Source organism: Candidatus Deferrimicrobiaceae bacterium, assembly GCA_035256765.1.
Lineage (GTDB): Bacteria > Desulfobacterota > Deferrimicrobia > Deferrimicrobiales > Deferrimicrobiaceae > CSP1-8.
Map to the genome: position 1 here is coordinate 1 of DATEXR010000024.1, position 20657 is coordinate 20657.

Here is a 20657-nt window from a genome sequence, read left to right on the forward strand (position 1 = left end):
CGCCTCTTCGTGGGAGGGGTCGTAGGCCAGGATCTGCCGCCAGGTGGCGATGGCCGACTCGAGCCGGCCCTCCCGGTAATCCGCCAGCCCTTTCTCCATGAGGTTCACGGAAAGTTTGTCGATGCTGGCTCTCAGATCCCCCTTCGCGAACGAGAGGATTCTTTCTTTCAGTGCGGGGTGGGAGAGGAACGCAAGCGCGGCCATCCACCGCTTCCCTGCCTCCTCCGGCCGGCCCAGCCGCTGCGCCTCGTCCCCGCTTTTCTTGAGCCCTTCGAGGGCTGCGGAGAAGTTCTCCTCCACGCCGGGATGGCCCGGCTTCTCCTTCCATGCGACGGTGAAAAGTTCCAGGGCCCGCTCGAATTTCCCCTGCTGCATCATGGCAAGCCCTTCGAGGTAGTTGCTCTCCGCGGCCGGGACGGCGGGGGCACGGGGCGGGACGGGCGCGGGAGGAGGAACCGGCGCAGGAGCAGGAACCGGCTCAGGAGCAGGAACCGGCGCAGGAGGTGGAATGGGCGCAGGAGGAGAAATGGGCGCGCCAGGAACCCCGGGGAGCTGCGGGACCGTCCTGGCGGCGCAGCCGCAGAGCAGCAGGGCGGCCAGGCCGAAGATCGCGGACCGAGTGGGAGCCTTCAAAGGGCCATTCCCCTCCCGCGTGGGGTGTCGAGGCTCACCGCTTCCATCGGCGGCAATTCCCGCACCATCCGGACGAAGGCATCCGTCAGTTCCGGTGAGAACTGGCTGCCGCGGAACCGAAGGATCTCCTCGAGCGCTTCCGCGCTCGTCAACGCCTTCCGGTACGGACGGGACGTGGTCATCGCGTCGAATGCGTCGGCGATCGCGATGATCTGCGCGTGGACCGGGATCTCCGAAGCATTCTTTCCCTCCGGATATCCTCCCCCGTTATACCACTCGTGATGGTATCGCACCGCGGGGATGTAGCGGTGGAGGGAAGGCGCCATCCGGAGGATGTCCGCGCCGTCTTCCGGGTGCCTCTGCATCACCCCGGTTTCCCGGGGGTTGAGCCTCTCCCCTTTCATGAGGATGTCGTCCGGCGTCCGGATCTTCCCGACATCGTGGAAGAGGCACGCTTTTTCGAGGTGTTCGATCTCCTCGAGGGGAAGCTCGGTCCGCCTTCCGAGTTCGCATGCCAGGAACGCCACCCGCGTGGAGTGCCCCAGCGTGTAGGGGTCGCGGGCATCGATCGAGGCGGCAAGGACCCGGACGGTGGCGATGTACGATTCCTCGAGATCCTTCGCGTACCGGCTCAGGCGGTTCTTCTGGGAGAGGATCGTTTCCGCCATCCGGTTGAAATTTCCGGTCAGCTTCCCCAGTTCGTCCCCCGAGCGGTAGGGAATCGGGTGGAACAGCGCCCCGCTGGCAAGCTCGTTGACCCCCGAGGAGAGCTTCTTCACGGGGGTGGTGATGAAGGAGGCGATCGCGAAGGTGCCCAGGAGGGCGATCCCCAAAAACACCGCGGCGGCGAAGGCGATCGACTTCCGGATGTTCCTTTGCGCGGTCAGGATGCTGTCCCGGGAGATGGCCAGCGACACGGTCCCGATGCGCTTTCCCGCGAAGAGAATCGGCGTGGTGAACTCGATCAGCTCTACCCCCCACTGTCCCACTTCGTGGGCCTGGGTTTCCAGGAACGTCCCCAGCGATTTCTCCCGGACCGGGGTGATATAGCTCTTCCCCCGCTCTTCGATCCGGTTGTGCGCCAGGATCGTGTCCCCGGTGTCCCGGATGGAGACGTATTCGATGTCGCCGGAGCTTTTCTTCGTCTCGGAGGTGAGGCTGTCCATGGCCAGGCGGTCGCCCGAGAGGATCGAATATCCGGCCGACAGCGCGACCATGCGGGAGATGGCGACTCCCCGCTGCAGCAGATCGTTTTGAATCGCGTCTTCCGTGATCTCGATCACCGCCGCCGCGATCAGGAAGACCAGCAGGCAGACCAGCGGGAGCAAAAACGCGACGAGCTTCAGGCGGATTCCCGGAGAAAAACGCCTCCGTGCCCCGGTCGCCGGGGAAGGCATTCCCGTGGTTGTCATGATCCACCGATTATATAGGATTTCAGACATTTCCATAAGCGGACCTTTCCTGCGGAACTTTCCTGCATCCGCCCCGCCTCTTCGGGAATCTAATTGTCCAAACCCGTCGGAGGAATATGGATTCCATGCCGGAGACCGCTGCGCCAAAGAGCAACGGGACGGATCGACCGATCGGCTGGGGGCACGCGGTGCTCAAGGTCCGCGATCTCCTCCGGTCGGAGCTTTTCTACACGGAGGTGATCGGGTTTGGGGTCGTAGGGCGCCGAACGGGGATGACTTTCCTCTCCTTCGGAGGGCCCCACCACGACCTGGCCCTCTACGAGGCGGGCCCCCGCGCCCAGATGCCGGGCACCGGCAGCCTGGGGGTGGTTCACCTGGCGTTCGCGATGGAGGACGAAAGCGCTCTCCGGCGGTTCTACGCCTTCCTCAAGGGAAAGGCGACGATCCTGGGCGCCGTTAACCACGTCGTCTTCCGGAGTTTCTACATCGCCGACCCGGACGGATACATCCTCGAGTTTTTCGCCGACGCCCCGATGGGGGAGTGGTCCAACATCCCCAACCCGTTCGACCGGGAGCTTCCGTACAATCCCGGCGGCACCCCACTCGACGACGAGGAGGAGTCCCCGGAAAACTCCCCGGCCGATCCTTCCGGTGAGTTTTCGCCTCGGGGCGGTTCGGGCCGGCAACGGGGACCCGGGGAAGGATGAATATCACCCTTCGCCGCCCGCACAGCTTCCCGCCGTCAGGCGAGCAACGCAAGAACCTCGTTGGATACGAACAGCAGGTTGCCGGGTAGGCGAAGGCGGGTCCCCTCCCGGAGAAGTTTTCCGGTCCGTGTCATCTCGGTGACGGCGTCCCGCAGCGGTTCCGGCGGGGCGCCGATCCTCGTTTCGATCTCCTCCATATCCACCCCTTCGTTCATGCGCAGCCCGAAGATGAGCGATTCCTTCCAGGCGTCCTCGTGGCGGCATGGCCGCTCTTCGATCCAGGGGAGGAGGCCCTCCCGGACGCGGGAACCGTACCCGGCCAGCGAGGGGGGGTTCGCGGTCCGCAAGCCGTAAGGGACCGTTCCCGGGGGGAAGATCAGCCCGTGAGCGGATGGGCCCAGCCCCAGATACCCTTCCCGGCGCCAATATTTCCGGTTGTGCCGGGATTCGGATCCGGGGCGGGCGAAGTTCGAGATTTCGTACTGCCGGTAGCCCGCGCCCGACAGGACCGTTCGCGCCGTCTCGTACATCTGCGCCACCTCCTCGTCGGGGGGGATCGCGACTTCCCCCCGCCCGATCGCCGCGTGGAGCGGCGTGCCCGGTTCCGGGGCGAGGGCATAGGCCGAGACATGGGCCGGCAGGAACGCGATCGTCCTGTCCAGATCGGCCTCCCAATCTTCCGCCGTCTGCCCCGGAATCCCGAAGATGAGGTCGATCCCGAGGGAGGAAAAACCCGCCGAACGGGCCTCCCGGTACGTCCTGCCCACTTCCTCCACGCCGTGGATCCGGCTCAGGGTCCGCAGGGTGGCGGGGGTGAAGGACTGCACCCCGATGCTGATGCGGGTGAACCCCCCCATGGCGAGCGCCCGCAGCCCATCCGCGGTGACGGTTCCCGGGTTCGCCTCGACCGTGACCTCGGCCCCCGGCTCGACGGGGAAGCGTTCCCGAGTCGCAGCGAGGAGCCCGCACAGGGCCTCCGGGGGGAGCACGGTGGGGGTTCCGCCCCCGAAGTAGACGGTATCTGCCGGCGCCTTCGCGTCCTCCGGAAACCGGCGCCGGAACAGGTCCATCTCCCCTACGAGAAGGTCGAGGAACCCGGCCGTTACGTCGGAGGAGGCCGTGATCGAGTAGAAGTCGCAGTAGGAGCATTTCCTCCTGCAGAACGGGATGTGCAGGTAGATTCCCCTCACCGCCTCATTTTCCTCCCGCGCGGGACATTTCGCCAGGCGGGAAACGGAAATTACAAAAGGTCCTACCTGGGGAAGATCCGTCGGATCCCCTTTCCGTCCGCATGAAGTAAGCATACCCCATCGGATTTGCCTCCCGTCGAACGGACCTGGAGGTTTCGGTAGTGGCTCAGTTTGAAATCAAGCCAGGTCTGCTTTTCCCCCCTTGACACGGGATTCTATTTATGTCTGACTATATGCAGAGTCACACCCATCGCCGAAACTGATCGGGCATGACTCGGTCAGGCGGCAATTCCTACGGCCACTTCGGTGGCCGTAGTTGTATCCACTGGAGCACGGATGCACTTGTGCTATATCGATGAGTCTGGGGATACCAGTTCTCTTATAAGCGCAACATCTCCATTAATGCCCGCCCTAGTTGTAGGAGCCATCGTAATTCCTGATGTATCATTATACCAATTGACCATTGATTTTTTGTCTTTAAAGAGGAATTTTTTCCCTAGCATATCGTCATCATCAAAAACGCCTCGTTTTTTAGAGGGTATTTTAACAGAAATTAAAGGGTCAGACCTGAGAAAAAATATTGCTTTGGGAACCAAGAAGGAAAAACGACATGCAATAGGGTTTTTAGATAAGACAATTGATTTAATTTCTAAACATAATGTTAGATTGTTTGGTCGTATCGGGATTAAAGATATTGGTGTATCTATAGATGAAACGTCTATGTATACTGCATCAGTTCAGTATATACATAATTGTTTTCAGCGTTATTTAAGCCAATTGAATAGTGTTGGAATTGTTATAGCCGATAGCAGGAGTCATGCTAAAAATGTTAGAGTTTCTCATTCAATATTCACGCAGAAATTCAAAGTTGGTGGAGATGCCTATAATCGTATATTAGATTTACCTTCTTTCGGCCATAGTGAAAATCATGCAGGGATCCAAATTGCCGACCTTGTATTTTCTGGAATATTTTTCCCAATGGCAGTTCATTCTTATTGCACAGGATACGTATACAATCTCCATGTACGATCTGGTTACAACATATTCAAGCCGCGCTACGCATCGCGCATTGAACCTCTTCTCTTCCGATTTACTGATGCTACCGGACGATGGCGCGGTGGTATGACAGTGGATGACAAACTCGGGAAACGGCCTAGCGGTTTACTTTTCAGATAATATTTTCAAACTGACCCACTACCGAGGTTCCCTCCCCCTTGACAGGCCGGTCGGCTTTGCGATATTCCTATCCCGGTACTGAATCATCATTCATTTTCCTCGCTGCGAACCGCATTTCCTTCCGGGAGGTAGGTATATGTTTCCGAAAATACGCCGGGTTGCCGTTCTGGGAGCAGGCGTCATGGGGTCGGGGATCGCGGCGCACCTGGCCAACGCCGGCATCCCCAGCCTGATGCTGGACATCGTACCCCCGCACCTGACCGACGAGGACAAGAAGAAAAAGATTTCGGAGAAAGACCCCGTTTTTCGCAACCGGTTCGCCGCAAAGGGGCTCGAGGGGATCCGGAAAAGCCGCCCCGCGCTTCTCTACTCGCAGAAGGACGCCGGCCTCATCTCGATCGGGAACCTCGACGACGACCTCCCGAAGGCGGCGGAGTGCGACTGGATCATCGAGGTGGTGCTGGAAAACCTGTCCGTCAAGAAAGCGCTCTACGACCGGGTCGAAAAGATCTGGAAGCCCGGCATGGTCGTTTCCTCCAATACCTCCGGGATCGCGATCGCCCAGATGATGGAGGGGCGATCGAAGGAATTCCGCCGGCACTTCCTCGTGACCCATTTCTTCAACCCGGTACGGTACATGAAGCTGCTCGAGCTCGTCCCCGGCGAGGACACCGACCCGGAAATCCTGCGCGGCATCGCCGAATTCGGGGAGCGCAGGCTGGGAAAGGGGATCGTCTACGGGAAGGACACCCCGAACTTCATCGGCAACCGCATCGGCGTCTTCGCGATGATGGTCGCGATGCACGCGATGAAGGAAAACGCCCTCTCGATCGAGGAAGTGGACAAGATCCTGGGCCCCGCGATGGGGCGCCCGAAGTCCGCGGCGTTCGGCACGGCCGACCTCGTCGGGATCGACACGCTCCTCCATGTATCCGACAACGTCTATCGGAATCTCCCCGGCGATCCGCAGCGGGAGACGTTCCTTCCGCCGCCGTTCGTGAGCGAGATGGTCAAGCGCGGGTGGCTCGGCCGGAAGGCCAAAAGCGGCTTCTTCAAGATGGAGGGGAAGGGCGAGGAGAAGAAGATGTTCGTCCTCGACCACGAAGCCCTCGACTACCGGCCGACCACGAAGGTGAGCTTCCCTTCGCTCGACGCCGCGAAGGGGGAGGAGGATGTGGGGGAAAGGATCCGGAAGGTGATCGACGGCGACGACAAGGCCTCCGCGTACGCCTGGAAGGTTCTCTCCGAGTCCCTCCTCTACGCGGCGAAGCGGATTCCCGAGATCGCCGCCGACGTCGTAAACATCGACAACGCGATCAAGTGGGGGTTCAACTGGGCCCTCGGGCCCTTCGAGACCTGGGACGCCATCGGCGTGGCGGAATCGGCGGCCCGGATGCGCCAGGAGGGGAAAACGATCCCGGAGAACGTGGAGAAAATGCTCGCGGGCGGGATCACGTCGTTCTACCGCCGGAGGGACGGCGTCCTCGAGTTCTACGACTTCGCCGGCGGGGCGTACCTTCCCGCCCCCGTCTCTCCGGACATCATCTTCCTGCCGGCGCTTAAAGAGCGGAACCGGGTGGTGAAAGGAAACCAGGGGGCCACGCTGTACGATCTCGGCGACGGAGTCCTGTGCCTCGAGTTCCACACCAAGATGAACGCGATCGACGCCGACATCGTCGCGATGATGAACGAAGGAGTCGCGCTCGCCGAGAAGGAGTTCGCCGGGATGGTGATCGCCAACCACGCGGAGAATTTCTGCGTCGGCGCGAACCTGATGCTGGTGTTTATGGAAGCGCAGAACAAGAACTTCGACAACATCGAGAAGATGGTCCGGGAGTTCCAGAACGCCTGCATGCGGCTTCGCTATTCGGAAAAGCCCGTCGTGGCCGCGCCGGCGGGGATGGCCCTGGGGGGCGGGACCGAGATCTGCCTGGGAGCCGACCGGATCCGGGCGGCCGCCGAGACGTACATGGGGCTCGTGGAAGTCGGCGTCGGGCTGCTGCCTGCGGGAGGCGGGACGAAGGAGATGGTCATCCGCCACCTCGAGGGGATCCCGGACGGGGTGAGCGCGGACCCGCTCCCCTTCCTCCGGAAGGCGTTCGAGACGATCGGGATGGCGAAAGTGGCCACCTCCGCGAAGGAGGCGAGGGAGCTCGGGTTCCTGCGCCCGTGGGACAAGATCACGATCCAGCGCGACTTCCTCATCCAGGAGGCGAAGAATACCGTTCTCGCCATGAACCGGGAAGGGTACGAGATGCCCCGCCCGCGGACGGACGTCGCCCTGCCCGGCAGGTCGGAGTTTTCCACCTTCGCCTACGCGCTCTATGCGATGAGGGTGGCCGGGCAGATCAGCGAATACGACGAATTGCTCGGGCGCAAGATCGCCTTCGTGATGACCGGCGGAGATGTCCCGCGGGGCACGAAGCTCTCCGAGCAGGATCTTCTGGACCTCGAGCGGGAGGCGTTTCTCTCGCTCTGCGGAGAGGAAAAGACCCAGTCCCGCATCCAATATATGTTGATGAAGGGGAAGCCGCTGCGCAATTAGGTGCACTGGGGGGAGGAACCCCGGGGCGACGTTCCCAAGGAGGATTCCGATGGCAAAGGCATACATCATCTCCGCGGTCCGCACGGCGATCGGCAGGGCGTACCGCGGGAGCCTGAAGGACACCCGGCCGGATGACCTGGGGGCCGTCGCGGTCCGCGGGGCGATCGAGCGGGTTGCGAACCTGGATCCGGCGCGGGTGGACGACGTCATCCTCGGGTGCGCGATGCCGGAGGGCGAGCAGGGGATGAACGTGGCGAGGATCTGCGCCCTGAAGGCGGGTCTGCCCGACTCGGTCCCGGGGATGACGATCAACCGGTTCTGCTCCTCGGGCCTGCAGTCGATCGCCCTGGCGGCGGAGCGGATCATGGCCGGCGCGGCCGACATCATCGTGGCCGGAGGGACCGAGTCGATGACGATGGTCCCCATGGGAGGAAACAAGCCGTCGTTCAACCCCGAGATCGTCGAGAACCGCCCCGAGGTCTTCATGCCGATGGGGCTCACCGCCGAGCAGGTCGTCCGCAAGTACAAGGTGACCCGGGAGGACCAGGACGTCTTCGCCTACCACAGCCACATGAAGGCGCTGGCCGCGATCCGGGGGGGGAAGTTCCGGGAGGAGATCGTTCCCGTGAAGACGACCCTCTATTCCGCGAAGGACGGCGGGAAACCGGTCCCCCGGGAGATCGTCTTCGAGGTCGACGAGGGACCGCGCGCCGACACCACGATCGAGGCGCTGGCGAAACTGAAGCCCGCCTTCGATGCGAAGGGGACCGTCACCGCGGGGAACGCCTCCCAGGTGAGCGACGGGGCCGCCGCCGCGGTGGTGGTTTCGGAGAAGGCCTTGAAAAGCCTCGGGGCCGAGCCGCTGGCCCGTTTCCTGGGTTTCGCGGTGGCCGGCGTGGCGCCCGAGATCATGGGGATCGGCCCGATCGAGGCCGTGCCGAAACTCCTCAAGCGGCTCCGGATCAAGCAGGCGCGCATCGACCTGGTCGAGTTGAACGAGGCGTTCGCGGCCCAGTCCCTCCCCGTCATCCGGGAGCTGGGGCTGGATTCCGACCGGGTGAACGTGAACGGAGGGGCGATCGCTCTCGGACACCCGCTGGGGTGCACGGGAGCGAAGCTCACCGCCACGCTGCTTCACGAGATGAAGCGCCGCGAGGCGAAACTGGGGCTGGTCACCATGTGCATCGGCGGCGGAATGGGCGCCGCGGGGCTTTTCGAAAGGGCTTAGTACTCCGTTTCACAAATACGGTTGCATTCGAGCGCCGCTGCATCCGCTCCCGCTTTGTTGCGCTCCTTGCGCTCAGGGGGGACACTCCTGATGGGCGGGGACACTCCTCTCCCGCATCCCGGAGATGAATCAGGAATGTCCCCGGTGGGAGTGTCCCCCCCATCCTCAGTCGCGCGCCTTCGCCTAGGCGCGGCGCATCGACGCTCTCGGCGCGACACCGCATTTATGAAGCGGAGTACTTAGCGTTGTACAACGTACCGGCGTGGTTGCGCTATAATTTTGCGATGCCCCTTTCCCGGATGACCTGCCCCTCCTGCGGGGCGGATCTTGTCTACGATTCCCACGAGGCGGTCAAAGGCCCGGACGGGACGGCAATATGCCCGTACCGGGGCCGGGGGAACCCCGAGCTGCGGGCGGCCCACGACCTGATCTATTTCGGCAAATGGAGGAAGATGGACGCCACGACCGCCGATATCCGGCGGGCGTACAACCAGATCGGAAGGCACCTGAAGGCGATCGGCAGGATCCTGGAAACGAAGGATCTCCCCGCGGCGAAAAGGGATCTCGGCAAGGCGGTCGAAGCGCACCATGCGGGGGATCCCGCGGGAGAGTCTCCGGACGCCCTGCGGTTCATGGACCACGCCCTCTCCTACGCCCACATGGCGATCGACGGTCTTCTGCACGAGGAGGGGCTGCCCCCCCACGACCCCATGGAATTCTCGAAATGGTACGACGCGGTGGAAGTGCCGTTCAAGGAGGAGTGGTGACCGGTACAGGAACCTGAGGAGGAAACCGATGATAACACTCAATCGATATCCCAGGGAGATCATGCTGCGCGACGGTGCGCGGCTCACCCTGCGCCCGATGGGCCGGGAGGACGCAGACCGGCTCTGGGAATTCTTCTGCCGGATCCCTCCGGAAGACAAGATGTATTTCCGGGTGGACGTGGACCGAAAGGAGATGGTGGAACGGTGGGCGGAACATCTCGACTACGATTCGGTGCTCCCCATCCTCGCCCTCGAGGAGGACCGCGTGGTGGGGGATGCCACCCTCCACAGGAACAAGACCGGCTGGAAGCAGCGCGTCGGGACGGTCCGGATCCAGATCGCTCCGGATTTCCGGCAGCGGGGCCTGGGCATGTCGATGATCCGGGAGATGCGGCACCTGGGCGAGAAGGCCGCCCTGCACTACCTCATGGCGGAGGCGATCGAGGAGCAGCAGCCCGCGATACGGGCGTTCGAGAAGATGGGGTTCGAGCGCGTGGGCGTGTACCGGAACTTCGTGAACGACCAGAAGGGCGCTCTGCACAATCTCGTCGTGCTGCTGTACCACATGGCGTATTCCGAGGAGGGGATGTCCTTCTGATTCCCCGCGCATCTTTCCCTCAAGTTTCCCCGGCGAACGGCCGATAAAGGGTTCATAGGATGGCCGGGAGTCAGTCAACCCCAACCGGATAGGGGGCCTTAGGGACAAAGGCCCCCCATTTTTTTTGACGGGGGGGGGCGGGCCCGCATATCATGGAAACTCGTGACGTGAGGGGGGCGGCCGGGACTCATCCATGGGGAATCCATCCTTTTTCCAGCGCGCCAAGCGGTTCCTGCTGGGAGCTCCCCGCGACCTGTTCGATCCGAAGATCTTCCACAAGATCTCCCTGATCGCCTTCTTCGCCTGGATCGGCCTGGGCGCCGACGGGATCTCCTCGTCCTGCTACGGTCCCGAGGAGGCGTTCCTCGCCCTCGGCCACCACACGGTGCTGGCCCTGTTCGTGGCCGTCGCCACGGTTTTCACGATCTTCATCATTTCGGGAAGTTACGCGCAAATCATCGAGGTGTTCCCCTCCGGGGCGGGCGGATACAACGTCGCCTCCAAGCTGCTCGGGGAGAGGGCAGGCGTCGTCTCCGGATCGGCCCTCGTCATCGACTACGTTCTGACCATCACGATCTCCGTTGCCGCGGGGGCCGACGCGGTCTTCAGCTTCCTCCCCCTTGCCTGGGTTTCCTTCAAGTTCTGGTTCATCGCCGCCGTGATCATGACGCTGATCTGGCTCAACCTGCGCGGCGTGAAGGAGTCCGTGACGATTCTCACCCCCATCTTCATGGCGTTCATGCTGAGCCACATCCCGCTCGTCCTCTACGCGGTGGGGCACCATGCCGCCGAACTGCCCGAGGTGGCCAACGCCGTGTCCACGGACCTGTCCGGGGCGGTCCGGGAAATGGGGTGGCTCGGTCTGGGGGCGATCCTGGTGCGCGCCTACACGATGGGGGCCGGCACGTACACGGGGATCGAGGCGATCAGCAACTCGATGCCGACGCTGCGCGAGCCCCGGGTCCAGACGGGGAAGAAGGCGATGCTGTACATGGCCGTCTCGCTCTCCTTCATCGCCGGCGGGATCATCCTCGGGTACGTGTTGAACGACGTGCAGCCCGCGGAGGGGAAGACCCTGAACGCCGTGCTCTTCGGAAAGCTTCTGGGGCCGCTGTGGGGGTCAGGCACGGGGGACGTGGTGGTGGCGTTCGTCATGGCCTCGGAGGCGGCCCTCCTGTTCGTGGCCGCCCAGACCGGGTTTCTCGGCGGTCCGCAGGTCCTCTCGAACATGGCGATCGACTCCTACATGCCGCACCGGTTCGCCCACCTCTCCGAGAGGCTGGTGGCCAAGTACGGCATCTACTTCATGGGGGGGATGGCGTACCTGATGCTCTACATCACCGGGGGGTCGGTGAAGTACCTCATCATCATGTACTCCATCAACGTGTTCATCACCTTCTCCCTCTCCCAGTTCGGGATGTGCGTGCACTGGTGGAAGGACCGCCACGAGGCGCAGGGGTGGAAGTCCGGGCTCGGGATGAACGGCGTCGGGTTCCTGCTGACCGCCTCGATCCTCTGCCTGACGGTCTGGATCAAGTTCCCGGAAGGGGGATGGGTGACGCTGCTCATCACGGGGTCGTTCATCGTTGCCAGCTTCCTGATCCGGCGGCACTATCGGAAGGCCCAGGGGCACCTTCGGCGGCTGGACGAACTGCTGCTCCAGCTCCCCACGGTCACCGTGCCGGCCGTCCAGGAGCCTGCGATCCGGCGGGACGCCCCCACGGCCGTGATCATGGTGTCCGGGTACAACGGCCTCGGCATGCACGTCTTCTTCTCCATCGTCCGTTCGTTCCCGGGGACCTTCCGGAACTTCGTGTTCCTCTCGGCGGGGGTCATCGATTCCAGCACGTTCAAGGGGGCGGCCGAGATGGAGAATCTGGGCAGGGACCTGAGCAAACAGCTCCAGAACTACGTCGAGTTCGTCAAAGGGCACGGGTATTACGCGGAGGCGCGCTGCGAGGTGGGGACGGAGGTGATCGAGATCATCGGCCACCTGGCCGAGGGGGCCGCCGCGGATTTCCCCAACGCGGTCTTCTTCGCGGGGCAGCTCGTGTTCAAGGAGGAGGGATTCTTCAACCGGTTGCTCCACAACCATACCGCGTTCCTTTCGCAGAAGAAGCTGGTGTTCGCGGGGCTGCCGATGATCGTCATGCCGGTCCGGGTGTTGTAGGGGTCCGCCGGTTGGATTCCTAAGGGAAATGGGGTAGAAAGGGAGCAGGAACCCGATGACGGGACGGGAGGTCGGAAAGGAGATGGCGGTAAGGGCATTCGGCGGACTCCTCCTCGCGCTCGCCCTGTCCTTTGCGCTGCTTCCGGTTCCCCCCGCGGCCGGGGAAATGACCACGGGCTCCGGGGCCGATCCCCATTCCCACTTCCAAAATCCCGCGAGTTGCCCCCATTGCCACGTCTCCCCGGGGGCCGCGCAGGACCCCGAACGGTTCGTCCCGGGGTCGGACTCGTTCTGCCTGGATTGCCACTCCCTCGACGGACTCGGGGTGATCCACCCGCGCCACATCCGGCCCGCGGACAAGGCATACGGCATGAAGGTTCCGGACGATTTCCGACTGGACGTCGAGGGAAGGATATTCTGCCTTACCTGCCATAATGCGCACGGGCCGTTTCTCTCCCCGACCCGGGCGTACGCGGCGCAGGAGCCGGCGAATCGGGGCGCTCCGGCGGGGACGAAGCCCGTCTACCGGACCTACTACACGAGGCGGTCCGATCCCGGGCGCGGGTTCGTGGTGCTGTGCGAAGGGTGTCACGGAAAGCAATGAGGCAATCTCCCCATCCCCATGTCCGGCGACGGAGCAAGCTGGTCAACCCCAGGCTCCAGGGAGGGGCGGCGATCCGGATCGCCGTCATCGTCTTTGTCTTCGGTACGCTGATCGCGTTCCTGCTGTTCCGCGACATCCGGCAGGCTCTCTGGGATGCCTCCTACAGCGGCCACTTCGTTTTCCCGACGTCCTTCCGGGTCGTGGGGGGGATCCTCGTCCGGCGGCTCGTCGTCCTGTTCGCCCTCGTCTTCGCGGGGGGGTCCCTGGCGTTTTTCTGGCACGTGCGGGGGATTCGCCGGGGGATATCCCGTCTGGTGGAGGTGTTCGAGGCTTCGGCGACGGGGGACCTCTCCTCCCCGGTGGGCGTCCCAAGCCCCGGAGGGATCATCGATTTCGAGAGGGAAATCGACGACGTCCGGTCCTACACCCTCGGTCTGATCGACGAAGTCCGGGGGGAGGTGGAGGCCTTGCGGACCTCCGTTCTTTCGGAGGAGGAGTTTGCAAGGAACTGGGAGGATCTCAAGGAGAAGATCGGGAGGATCGTCCGGTGAGCCCGACGCGATGGGGGCGGACTACTCCGGCCCGCTTCGACGCTTTCTGGAGAAGGTTCCTTCTTTCCTGGCTGGCCGTTTCCGGGCTGGGAACGCTTTTCCTGTTTCTCGTCCTTTACCAGTTCTTCTCGTCCCCTCTGACGGGCGGATACCGCTCCGTCTTCTACGTCCTGCGCCATCTGGCGGAGTCCCTGGCTTCGGTCGTCGCCCTTTCCATGCTGGCCTATGTGCTCCTCGTCGGCGGGGCCGCGGGCCTGCTCTGCATTTCCTTGCTCTACAAGATCGCCGGGCCGATCTACGGGCTGGAGAAAGCGTTGGAGAACTGCCTCGACGGGGAGCCGATCAAGCCGTTCTTTGTCCGCCACGGCGACCTGGTGCCGGAGCTGGGCGCGGCGTTCAACGGTTTCGTGGGCCGGCTGCGGGAGGACCGGCAGAGGTGGATACGGATGCTGGAGAACGCGGATCGACTCTGTCTGCAGGACCGGGAGACATGCCGCGCCGAAAGGGAGAAGGCCCTGGCCGAACTGGAAATCCTTCTCTCCCGCTACCGCTGAAGGGAAGCCGGCGAGGAGAGGCGTGGTTCGGGGATTCGGCGCAGCGCATCGACCGTCCTGCCGCGCGGCGGTGCGCAGGATCCGGGGGCCCCGGTCTTGTCGGGCGATGGTTTTTTTGAGAAGATACGGGAAACGGAATCGGGAGCGTACGGCATATCCTCGAAGGAGGTCGGCAAATGAAGACGATCCGGAGGGCGGGCTGGTTTGTTTCGTTGGCCTTGATGATGGCGTGCTGGATGGGAGTGCTCGGGTCGATCCGGGGAGAGGCGCTGGCAGGCGTCATTGCGTCCCACGGGTCGGACGGCGTAACGGTCAGGGACGCAGACATCGGGAAGATCCAGGCGTTCCTGGAGCAGAAGATCGTCCTCCAGAAGCTCACGGATTACGGGGTCTCGGCGGAGGAGGCGATGGCCAAGATCCGCGCCATGAGCGACCGGGACCTGCACCGCCTGGCCTCCCTCAGCGACCGGATGGCCGAAGGAGCGGACAGCGCCCTGGGCTTCCTGATCGGCGTGGCGATCCTGATCATCCTCATCATCGTGGTCATCAAGCTGATGAACAAGGAGGTCGTGATCCGCTGAAAACGACGGAGAGACGCCGCATGGGCGCCGCCCTGCTCGCGGGCGGCGCCTTTTTTGTTCTGGGCGGCTGCGCGCGCAATGACGGCTTCCGGGGGTGGTCCGCCCCGACTCCGGGAATGGAGACGCGCGCCCCGGCGGCCGGTTCGACCGTGATCCCGGGAGTCCCCTTTTTGCCCCAGGAGGAGAATACCTGCGGCCCCTCCTCGCTCGCGATGCTCCTGCGGTTCCTCGGGCGGGACGTGCGGACCGGGGAGATCGTGCGGGAGACGATGACCGCGGGGCTCAAGGGTACGCTCATCACCGACCTCGCGGCGGCGGCGAGGCGTCGGGGGTTCGAGGCGGAGGTCGTGAATCTCACCCTCGCGCGCTTGCGGGAGAAGATCTCGGAGGGAATCCCCGTGATCCTGCTGGTGGACCTGGGGACCTGGGTATTGAGCCGCCCGCACTACCTGCTGGCCTTCGGCGTGACGCCCGACGGGGTGGTGGCCCATTCGGGCAGGCAGGAGGGGAAGGTGATCCCTTTCTCCACGCTGGACGCGCAGTGGGCGAAGATGGGGCGGTTGGCGATCATCGTGCGACGGGGGGCGGGTTGACGGGCCGGAAAGCGGGTCCGCTCCGTCGTCGTCCCCGGGTTTTCCGGCGGGCGCTTTTCCTTTTTCTCCTCCCGGCGGTCCTCACGGCGGCCGGGTGCGGAAGGATGCCCCGCATCATCGTTCTCACCGACCCCCTGACCGCGGAAGAGCACCTCGCACTCGGCGTGGCGTACGAGCGCAACGGGGAGTTCGACCTGGCGGTCCGGGAATACGAGCGGGCCCTACGGAAGGAGAAGGACTTTTTCCAGGCCCGGGTGAACCTCGGCAACGCCCGGCTGGCGAAGAAGGAATACGGGAAGGCCGAGGAAGAATACCGGAAGGCCCTGGAGGTCCGGCCGGGCGATCCCGAGGCGACCAACAATCTCGCGTGGGCGGCGATTTTTTCCGGGGAGCGGATGGAGGAGGCCGCGGCGAAGATGGAAGCGGTCCTCTCCCGCCCCGAAAACCGCACCGCAACGCTTTTCGACACGCTGGGAGTGCTGCGGAAGCGCCTGGGCCGGACGGCCGCCGCGGATGAGGCGTTCACCGAGGCGGAAGCCCTCTGCCTCGGGGAACGGGGGTGCCCCGCGGAGACTCTCCGGGAGATCCGGGACCACCGGGAGGAACGTGACGGGCGGGTCCCCTCGCCGGCGGCGCCCCCTCTGGTACAATGAAACCATGATGCTCGACTCGTGTATCGCAACCGCCCTTGGGGCGGCCTCCCGCCCCGGGACGATGCCCCGGGCGGGCGGGTGACCGGAGCGATTCCTTGTTCCCACCCATTCACCCGGATCTTCGGTTCCACAATTACGCCTCGTACCTGCGGAGGCGGATCGGCGGGCCGGCGGTGCGGATCAGCGTCGACGGCGGGTTCACCTGCCCCAACCGGGACGGCACCCGGGGCAAGGGCGGATGCCATTACTGCAACAACGACTCCTTCACCGGCGGGATCCTGTTCCCGGGACTTCCCGTCGAGGAACAGGTCCTGCGGACGATTCACTCTCCCGGGAGGCATCGGAGCGCCCAGCGCCTCCTGGTCTACTTCCAGCGATACAGCAACAGCTACGCGCCCCCGGAGGAGCTGAACCGGCTCTACCGCGCCGCCTTCTGCCATCCCGACGTCGCCGGGATCATCGTGGGCACCCGGCCCGACTGCCTCGGGCCGGAGGTGCAAGATGTGCTGGAGGGGATCGGGCGGACCGGGTACGTCTCGGTGGAGATCGGGCTCCAGTCGAAGTCCGACGCCGTCCTCGCAAGGATCAACCGCGGGCATACCGTCGACGAGTTCGTGTCCGCCGTCGCCGCCGTGCGGTCCCGGGGGATCGACACCGGGGTCCACCTGATCTACGGCCTTCCGGGGGACACGCGGGAAAACTTCGTGGAGACGGCCGGATTCCTCTCCGGCCTCGACGTGCAGGGGGTGAAGCTGCATCACTTCCATGTCGTGGCCGGAAGCGCCATGGAGCGGGAGTGGAAGAGGGGAGCGCTGAAGGTGCCGGAATACAAGGAGTACGTATCGGCCTGCGCGGACTTTCTCGAACGGCTCTCCCCCGAGATCGCCGTGCTCCGGCTGATCGGATCGGCTCCCTCCGGGACGCTGATCGCCCCTCTGTGGGAGAAGGGGGGGAGGGAGATGGCGCGCGACGTGGCGGCCGAACTACGCCGGAGAGACACCTGGCAGGGCGCTCTCCGCTAGTGCACCGTCTCGCAAATACCTTGGCATTCGAGCGCCGCTGCAGGGGGCCGGTCCCTCGCTCCCGCTTCGTTGCGCTTCTTCCGAGGGGGACACTCCTGGTGTATTCACCGAGAAAAAAAAGAGTGTCCCCCCCCATCCTCAGTCGCGCGCCTTGCTGGCGCGGCGCATCGACGCTCTCGGTGCGTCAAGCTATTTACGAGACGGTACACTAGGGCGGAGAAAAAAGGAGGGAGCATGGGCGACCCGGAAAGGGAGTATCTTCCCCACTCCTCCCGCTGCTTTGTCTGCGGGGACGAGAACGGTTGCGGGGTGCGCACCCGGTTCTTCGTCGAGGGGGATGCCGTGCGGACGCGGGTGACGCTTCCCCGGCACGTCAACGGGTACAAGGATGTCGCGCACGGGGGCGTCATCGCGGCCCTCCTGGACGAGTCGATGGGGTGGGCGGCCACCGTGTTCGGGGAGAGGCACCCGATGTACCTCACGGGGGAACTGACCGTGAAGTATCTTGTTCCGGTTTCCGTCGGGGAGGAGATCGAGATCGTGAGCCGCCTCGAGGAGGACTCGGGGAGGATCGCCTACAGCACCGGGGAGCTTTTCTGCGGGGGAAAGGTCTGCGTGAGGGCAAGGGGGAAATTTCTCCCGATGAGCCGGGAGGCGACCGGGCAGGTGATTCCCTACCTCAAGTTCGACCGGTGCCGGAAGTACAAGACGCTGTTCGACTACGCCAAGGAGACGGAGTAAAGCGGGGATCGGGCGTCAACGGCCCGCCGGGGAGCTCATCGGACGCGGATGCGCACCGTGTAGGCGACGGTGTCGGGCGCCGGGCCGGCGGGCAGATCGAAGGGGCCGGGCGTCTCCTCCGGAGGAACCGTCCCCATTTTTTCCAGTTCCGCGAGAAATACGCCGGCGCGATCGACCGGAAGAACGACCCGGATGATCTCGCGAAGAGGAGGCGTCTCCCCGGCTCCGAATCCCCCCGGCACGACCGTTATCTCCCGGCGGAACGTCCCACCCAGACGCAAGGCGGCGTCGGCGATGCGGTCCGCAAGCCCCGCCCGGTCCCCGGGGGCGACCTCGATCGTCACTTCCTTCTCGTAAGGTGGAGGCCGGAGCAGCCTGGACTCCGGATGGGCGAATCCGCGAGGGGCTAAGGCTTCCTCCGCCTGCGGCGTCCCGGGGAACGCGGTTCCGATCGCGCCCCCCCCGGTGCTCACGCGGGTGGCGGGGACCGAAGGGAGTTCCGTCTTGGCCGGGCCGGCCGATTTTTCGGGACGGGGCGCGAAATCGTCCGCGGGTTTCTTTTCCTCGGGCATCGCCGCGGCGGTCTGGCGGCGCGTCTCTTTCTTTCTTGTCTCCCGGTCGGATCCCTCGGTCGGCGGCCTGGCGGGGGCACCCGCCTTCTGCCGGTTCTCCCGCATGCCGGTCGCGGTTTCCGTTTGTCCGCTTCCGACGGAGGCGGGAGGAGGGGGGGCGTTCGAAGACGGCATCTCTTTCTGGACTCCGTAGGCGAGGAGGAAGACCAGCACCACGGCGGCGGCCTCGAGAGGGATCTTGATGTGGGCGGGAAGGAAGAGTTTTTTCCACAACGGTGTTTTCGCCTGTTCTTTCCCGATGCGCAACCTGACCCCCTCGATCAGTTCGGGGGGCGCTTGTCCGGCGGGGAGATTCCGGAGGAGAGTAAGCGTTTCCTTGAGGGCCCTCTCCTCCTCGGCGCACCGCGCGCATTGCCGCAGGTGCTGCGCGATCCCCTCCCTCTCCTGCTCCGGGAGATCCCCGTCAAGGTAAGCGGAGAGACGGTCCCATGTTTTTGCGCATTCCATCCTTCCTACCCGTTACACGACCGGCGCCAGCATCTTGCGCAGCGCCATTCTCGCCCTGTGCAGCTTCGATTTCACCGTGCCCAGCGGGATCCCCGCCGCCGCCGCGAGTTCCTCGTACGTAAATCCCTCCACATCGGACAGAAGCACGAGCAGCCGGGAATCCTCGTCGAGCTTTGCGATCGCCGCTTCCAGGATCCTCCCGGTCTCCCGCGTTTCGACCATCCGTTCGGGGCGGTCCTCCTCCTTGCCGGGAGGCTGGAATGGCGCGTCTTCGTCCCGCGGTTCGCCGGGGGAAACTTCCCTTGCGGCCCGGGCCGTCCGCTGACGGATGCGGTTGAGGCACCGGTTGGTTGCGATGCGGAGCAGCCAGGTGGAGAGCGACGACTCCCCGCGGAACCCCGGAAGATTCCGGTAGGCCGACAGGAATACCTCCTGCGCGATGTCCAAGGCATCCTCCCGGTCGGACAGCATCCGCGCGCAGAAGGCATATACCCGGTCCTGGTGGGCCCTGACGATGGCGTCGAACGCGCCGGGTCTTCCCTCCCGAAAGGCTTCCACCAAAAGGTCGACAGGCCGGGTTCCCGCCTCGCTCGCGCGGTCCTTCGGGTTGCTTGGCGGAGGAGCGGCTGATTCCACGGCTACCCCTTAGGTCTTCTGACAATCGGCGGGGGGCTTCGGTTCCGGAGGATCCGGCCCCGGAAACGAAACCCCTCTCCGTCCGGTTTATTGTACTGCGCCGCCGGTTGCAGGAGGAGGGCCTTTCCTGTATTTTATTTACAGGATCAACGGAACTTTGTACCCGGGTGCAATATCTCAACAAAAAAAGGGGGTTTTCGGTTTGTTTACCCAGTCCGATCTCCTGACGGTTCTTGCGCTGGCGGCCATCGTGCTGGTCGCCGCAATGGCGTTCGCCATCTGGAAACTTCTGAAAACCATCGAGAAATTGGCGAGCCGCGTGGATGAGTCCCTGCAGCAGTTCGAGATGACCGCGGAGGAGATCCGCAAGACCAACGCCGTTTTCCACGAGATCTTGAACCGTTGCGAGAAAGGGGTGGCCAACGTCGAGCATGTGACGGAAGGGGTGCGGAAGTTCCGCAAGACGCTGGATGCGGCTTCGGGGGTCCTGGATTTCGCGGTCCTCCCGGTTCTGGGGACCATGGCCGGGGTGCTGGCGGGCTCGAAGGCCGCCGTGTCCCATGTCGTAAACCGAATATTGCGAAAGGAGGGTCGTCATGGGGAATGAAAGCAGCAATGCGGGAGGGGTGTTCGTGGCGTTCCTTGCCGGCGGCCTGATCGGCGCGGGGCTGGCCCTTCTGTACGCTCCCGTGTCCGGCAAGGAGGCCCGGGTCAAAATCAACGACGTGGTGGAAGACATGAAGAAGAGGTCCGGGAGTTGGACCACCGACATGAAGAAGAAGGTCGATTCCTTCATGGAGGAGGAGAAGGCGATCATCAAGGCCGCCTACGACGCGGGCAGGGAAGCGATGGAGAAGGAAAAGGCCAAGTACGCGAAGACCGAGTAGGCCGGCGTATCCCACTTCCCTCGCTCGGACGAAACCGGCCCGTGGCAAGTACCGCGTAACGATACCGGGGGAGGGGATCTTCCTCCCTCCCCCGTTCTCTCCGTGCGCGCCGGTGGCCGGAGCGGTTCCTACCCCCGGAAGATTCCCTTGAGCATCGCCGTGACGGCGAAAAACGCCGCGGCGAACAGCACGACCGTCGCTCCCGTGGCGGTGTCCAGGTAGTACGAGGCGGCGATCCCGGAAAGGCCGGAGGCGACGGCGATGGCGACGGCCCCCCAGAATGCGGAAACGGCTCCGCGGGCGATGTTGCGGGCGGATGCGGCCGGGACG

General features: G+C 64.1%; 23 protein-coding genes. 17 read left to right on the top strand and 6 right to left on the bottom strand.

Features of this window, described 5'->3' with window-relative positions:
* Together VJ307_00905 and VJ307_00910 are read right to left on the bottom strand one after the other, a co-directional pair.
* On the bottom strand, nt 1-378 hold a 378-nt coding region (locus VJ307_00905), incomplete at its 3' end, for a BTAD domain-containing putative transcriptional regulator (protein HJX72684.1).
* A gap of 251 nt (nt 379-629) precedes the next feature.
* Entirely contained in the window at nt 630-2075 is a 1446-nt protein-coding gene (locus tag VJ307_00910; protein HJX72685.1) for an HD domain-containing phosphohydrolase, read from the bottom strand.
* Nucleotides 2076-2161: 86 nt separating this feature from the next.
* Here VJ307_00910 and VJ307_00915 point away from each other — a divergent pair, with 86 nt between their 5' ends.
* Nucleotides 2162-2752 carry a VOC family protein gene (locus tag VJ307_00915; GenBank protein ID HJX72686.1) on the top strand — a complete coding sequence of 197 codons (591 nt, stop codon included), beginning with the start codon at nt 2162-2164 and terminating at the stop codon, nt 2750-2752.
* 35 nt (nt 2753-2787) lie between these two features.
* Here VJ307_00915 and hemW read toward each other — a convergent pair whose 3' ends face one another.
* Nucleotides 2788-3942, bottom strand: a complete 1155-nt coding sequence (gene hemW, locus VJ307_00920) for a radical SAM family heme chaperone HemW (GenBank protein HJX72687.1) — start codon at nt 3940-3942, stop codon at nt 2788-2790.
* Between the two features lie 306 nt (nt 3943-4248).
* Between hemW and VJ307_00925 the strand changes: the two genes are divergently transcribed.
* The 14 genes from VJ307_00925 to VJ307_00990 all read left to right on the top strand — a co-directional run bounded on the left by VJ307_00925 (nt 4249) and on the right by VJ307_00990 (nt 17725).
* Nucleotides 4249-5118, top strand: a complete 870-nt coding sequence (locus tag VJ307_00925; GenBank protein ID HJX72688.1) for a DUF3800 domain-containing protein — start codon at nt 4249-4251, stop codon at nt 5116-5118.
* Between the two features lie 136 nt (nt 5119-5254).
* Nucleotides 5255-7663: a 3-hydroxyacyl-CoA dehydrogenase/enoyl-CoA hydratase family protein gene (locus VJ307_00930; GenBank protein HJX72689.1), complete on the top strand. Its 2409-nt coding sequence runs from the start codon at nt 5255-5257 to the stop codon at nt 7661-7663.
* Between the two features lie 49 nt (nt 7664-7712).
* Nucleotides 7713-8891, top strand: coding sequence for an acetyl-CoA C-acyltransferase (locus tag VJ307_00935; protein ID HJX72690.1), 1179 nt, complete (start codon nt 7713-7715; stop codon nt 8889-8891).
* Nucleotides 8892-9157: 266 nt separating this feature from the next.
* Nucleotides 9158-9658, top strand: coding sequence for a hypothetical protein (locus VJ307_00940; GenBank protein HJX72691.1), 501 nt, complete (start codon nt 9158-9160; stop codon nt 9656-9658).
* A gap of 28 nt (nt 9659-9686) precedes the next feature.
* On the top strand, nt 9687-10256 hold the full coding sequence (locus VJ307_00945) for a GNAT family protein (protein HJX72692.1): 570 nt from the start codon (nt 9687-9689) through the stop codon (nt 10254-10256).
* Between the two features lie 193 nt (nt 10257-10449).
* A complete protein-coding gene (locus VJ307_00950) occupies nt 10450-12426 on the top strand; it encodes an APC family permease (GenBank protein HJX72693.1) in 1977 nt (658 codons plus the stop codon).
* Between the two features lie 55 nt (nt 12427-12481).
* The gene (locus VJ307_00955) at nt 12482-13030 is read left to right on the top strand and encodes a hypothetical protein (GenBank protein HJX72694.1); all 549 of its coding nucleotides are present in this window, start codon (nt 12482-12484) and stop codon (nt 13028-13030) included.
* Nucleotides 13012-13581 carry a hypothetical protein gene (locus tag VJ307_00960; GenBank protein HJX72695.1) on the top strand — a complete coding sequence of 190 codons (570 nt, stop codon included), beginning with the start codon at nt 13012-13014 and terminating at the stop codon, nt 13579-13581. Before VJ307_00955 ends, VJ307_00960 begins: the two co-directional genes overlap by 19 nt.
* Nucleotides 13578-14135, top strand: a complete 558-nt coding sequence (locus VJ307_00965; protein ID HJX72696.1) for a hypothetical protein — start codon at nt 13578-13580, stop codon at nt 14133-14135. The genes VJ307_00960 and VJ307_00965 overlap by 4 nt, the downstream gene beginning before the upstream one ends.
* A 176-nt stretch (nt 14136-14311) precedes the next feature.
* Nucleotides 14312-14716, top strand: coding sequence for a PA2779 family protein (locus VJ307_00970; GenBank protein ID HJX72697.1), 405 nt, complete (start codon nt 14312-14314; stop codon nt 14714-14716).
* A gap of 20 nt (nt 14717-14736) precedes the next feature.
* A complete protein-coding gene (locus VJ307_00975; protein HJX72698.1) occupies nt 14737-15309 on the top strand; it encodes a peptidase C39 family protein in 573 nt (190 codons plus the stop codon).
* 104 nt (nt 15310-15413) lie between these two features.
* Entirely contained in the window at nt 15414-15962 is a 549-nt protein-coding gene (locus tag VJ307_00980; protein HJX72699.1) for a tetratricopeptide repeat protein, read from the top strand.
* 95 nt (nt 15963-16057) lie between these two features.
* Nucleotides 16058-16984, top strand: a complete 927-nt coding sequence (locus VJ307_00985; GenBank protein ID HJX72700.1) for a TIGR01212 family radical SAM protein — start codon at nt 16058-16060, stop codon at nt 16982-16984.
* 234 nt (nt 16985-17218) lie between these two features.
* A complete protein-coding gene (locus VJ307_00990; protein HJX72701.1) occupies nt 17219-17725 on the top strand; it encodes a PaaI family thioesterase in 507 nt (168 codons plus the stop codon).
* A gap of 35 nt (nt 17726-17760) precedes the next feature.
* Here VJ307_00990 and VJ307_00995 read toward each other — a convergent pair whose 3' ends face one another.
* Nucleotides 17761-18804 (bottom strand): zf-HC2 domain-containing protein, encoded by a 1044-nt coding sequence (locus tag VJ307_00995; protein HJX72702.1) that lies wholly within the window; start codon nt 18802-18804, stop codon nt 17761-17763.
* A 12-nt stretch (nt 18805-18816) separates the two neighbouring features.
* On the bottom strand, nt 18817-19362 hold the full coding sequence (locus VJ307_01000; GenBank protein ID HJX72703.1) for a sigma-70 family RNA polymerase sigma factor: 546 nt from the start codon (nt 19360-19362) through the stop codon (nt 18817-18819).
* A gap of 280 nt (nt 19363-19642) precedes the next feature.
* Here VJ307_01000 and VJ307_01005 point away from each other — a divergent pair, with 280 nt between their 5' ends.
* Entirely contained in the window at nt 19643-20047 is a 405-nt protein-coding gene (locus tag VJ307_01005) for a hypothetical protein (protein ID HJX72704.1), read from the top strand.
* Nucleotides 20037-20327 carry a YtxH domain-containing protein gene (locus VJ307_01010; protein ID HJX72705.1) on the top strand — a complete coding sequence of 97 codons (291 nt, stop codon included), beginning with the start codon at nt 20037-20039 and terminating at the stop codon, nt 20325-20327. Before VJ307_01005 ends, VJ307_01010 begins: the two co-directional genes overlap by 11 nt.
* A 128-nt stretch (nt 20328-20455) precedes the next feature.
* Here VJ307_01010 and VJ307_01015 read toward each other — a convergent pair.
* Nucleotides 20456-20657 (bottom strand): metal ABC transporter permease (locus VJ307_01015; GenBank protein HJX72706.1); only part of this gene is annotated, 202 nt, incomplete at its 5' end.

Coding starts and splice junctions, on each gene's coding strand:
- VJ307_00910 (HJX72685.1), bottom strand. CDS start 2,075: ATGTCTGAAATCCTATATAATCGGTGGATCATGACAACCACGGGAATG.
- VJ307_00915 (HJX72686.1), top strand. CDS start 2,162: ATGGATTCCATGCCGGAGACCGCTGCGCCAAAGAGCAACGGGACGGAT.
- VJ307_00930 (HJX72689.1), top strand. CDS start 5,255: ATGTTTCCGAAAATACGCCGGGTTGCCGTTCTGGGAGCAGGCGTCATG.
- VJ307_00935 (HJX72690.1), top strand. CDS start 7,713: ATGGCAAAGGCATACATCATCTCCGCGGTCCGCACGGCGATCGGCAGG.
- VJ307_00945 (HJX72692.1), top strand. CDS start 9,687: ATGATAACACTCAATCGATATCCCAGGGAGATCATGCTGCGCGACGGT.
- VJ307_00950 (HJX72693.1), top strand. CDS start 10,450: ATGGGGAATCCATCCTTTTTCCAGCGCGCCAAGCGGTTCCTGCTGGGA.
- VJ307_00955 (HJX72694.1), top strand. CDS start 12,482: ATGACGGGACGGGAGGTCGGAAAGGAGATGGCGGTAAGGGCATTCGGC.
- VJ307_00970 (HJX72697.1), top strand. CDS start 14,312: ATGAAGACGATCCGGAGGGCGGGCTGGTTTGTTTCGTTGGCCTTGATG.
- VJ307_00975 (HJX72698.1), top strand. CDS start 14,737: ATGGGCGCCGCCCTGCTCGCGGGCGGCGCCTTTTTTGTTCTGGGCGGC.
- VJ307_00980 (HJX72699.1), top strand. CDS start 15,414: ATGCCCCGCATCATCGTTCTCACCGACCCCCTGACCGCGGAAGAGCAC.
- VJ307_00990 (HJX72701.1), top strand. CDS start 17,219: ATGGGCGACCCGGAAAGGGAGTATCTTCCCCACTCCTCCCGCTGCTTT.
- VJ307_00995 (HJX72702.1), bottom strand. CDS start 18,804: ATGGAATGCGCAAAAACATGGGACCGTCTCTCCGCTTACCTTGACGGG.
- VJ307_01010 (HJX72705.1), top strand. CDS start 20,037: ATGGGGAATGAAAGCAGCAATGCGGGAGGGGTGTTCGTGGCGTTCCTT.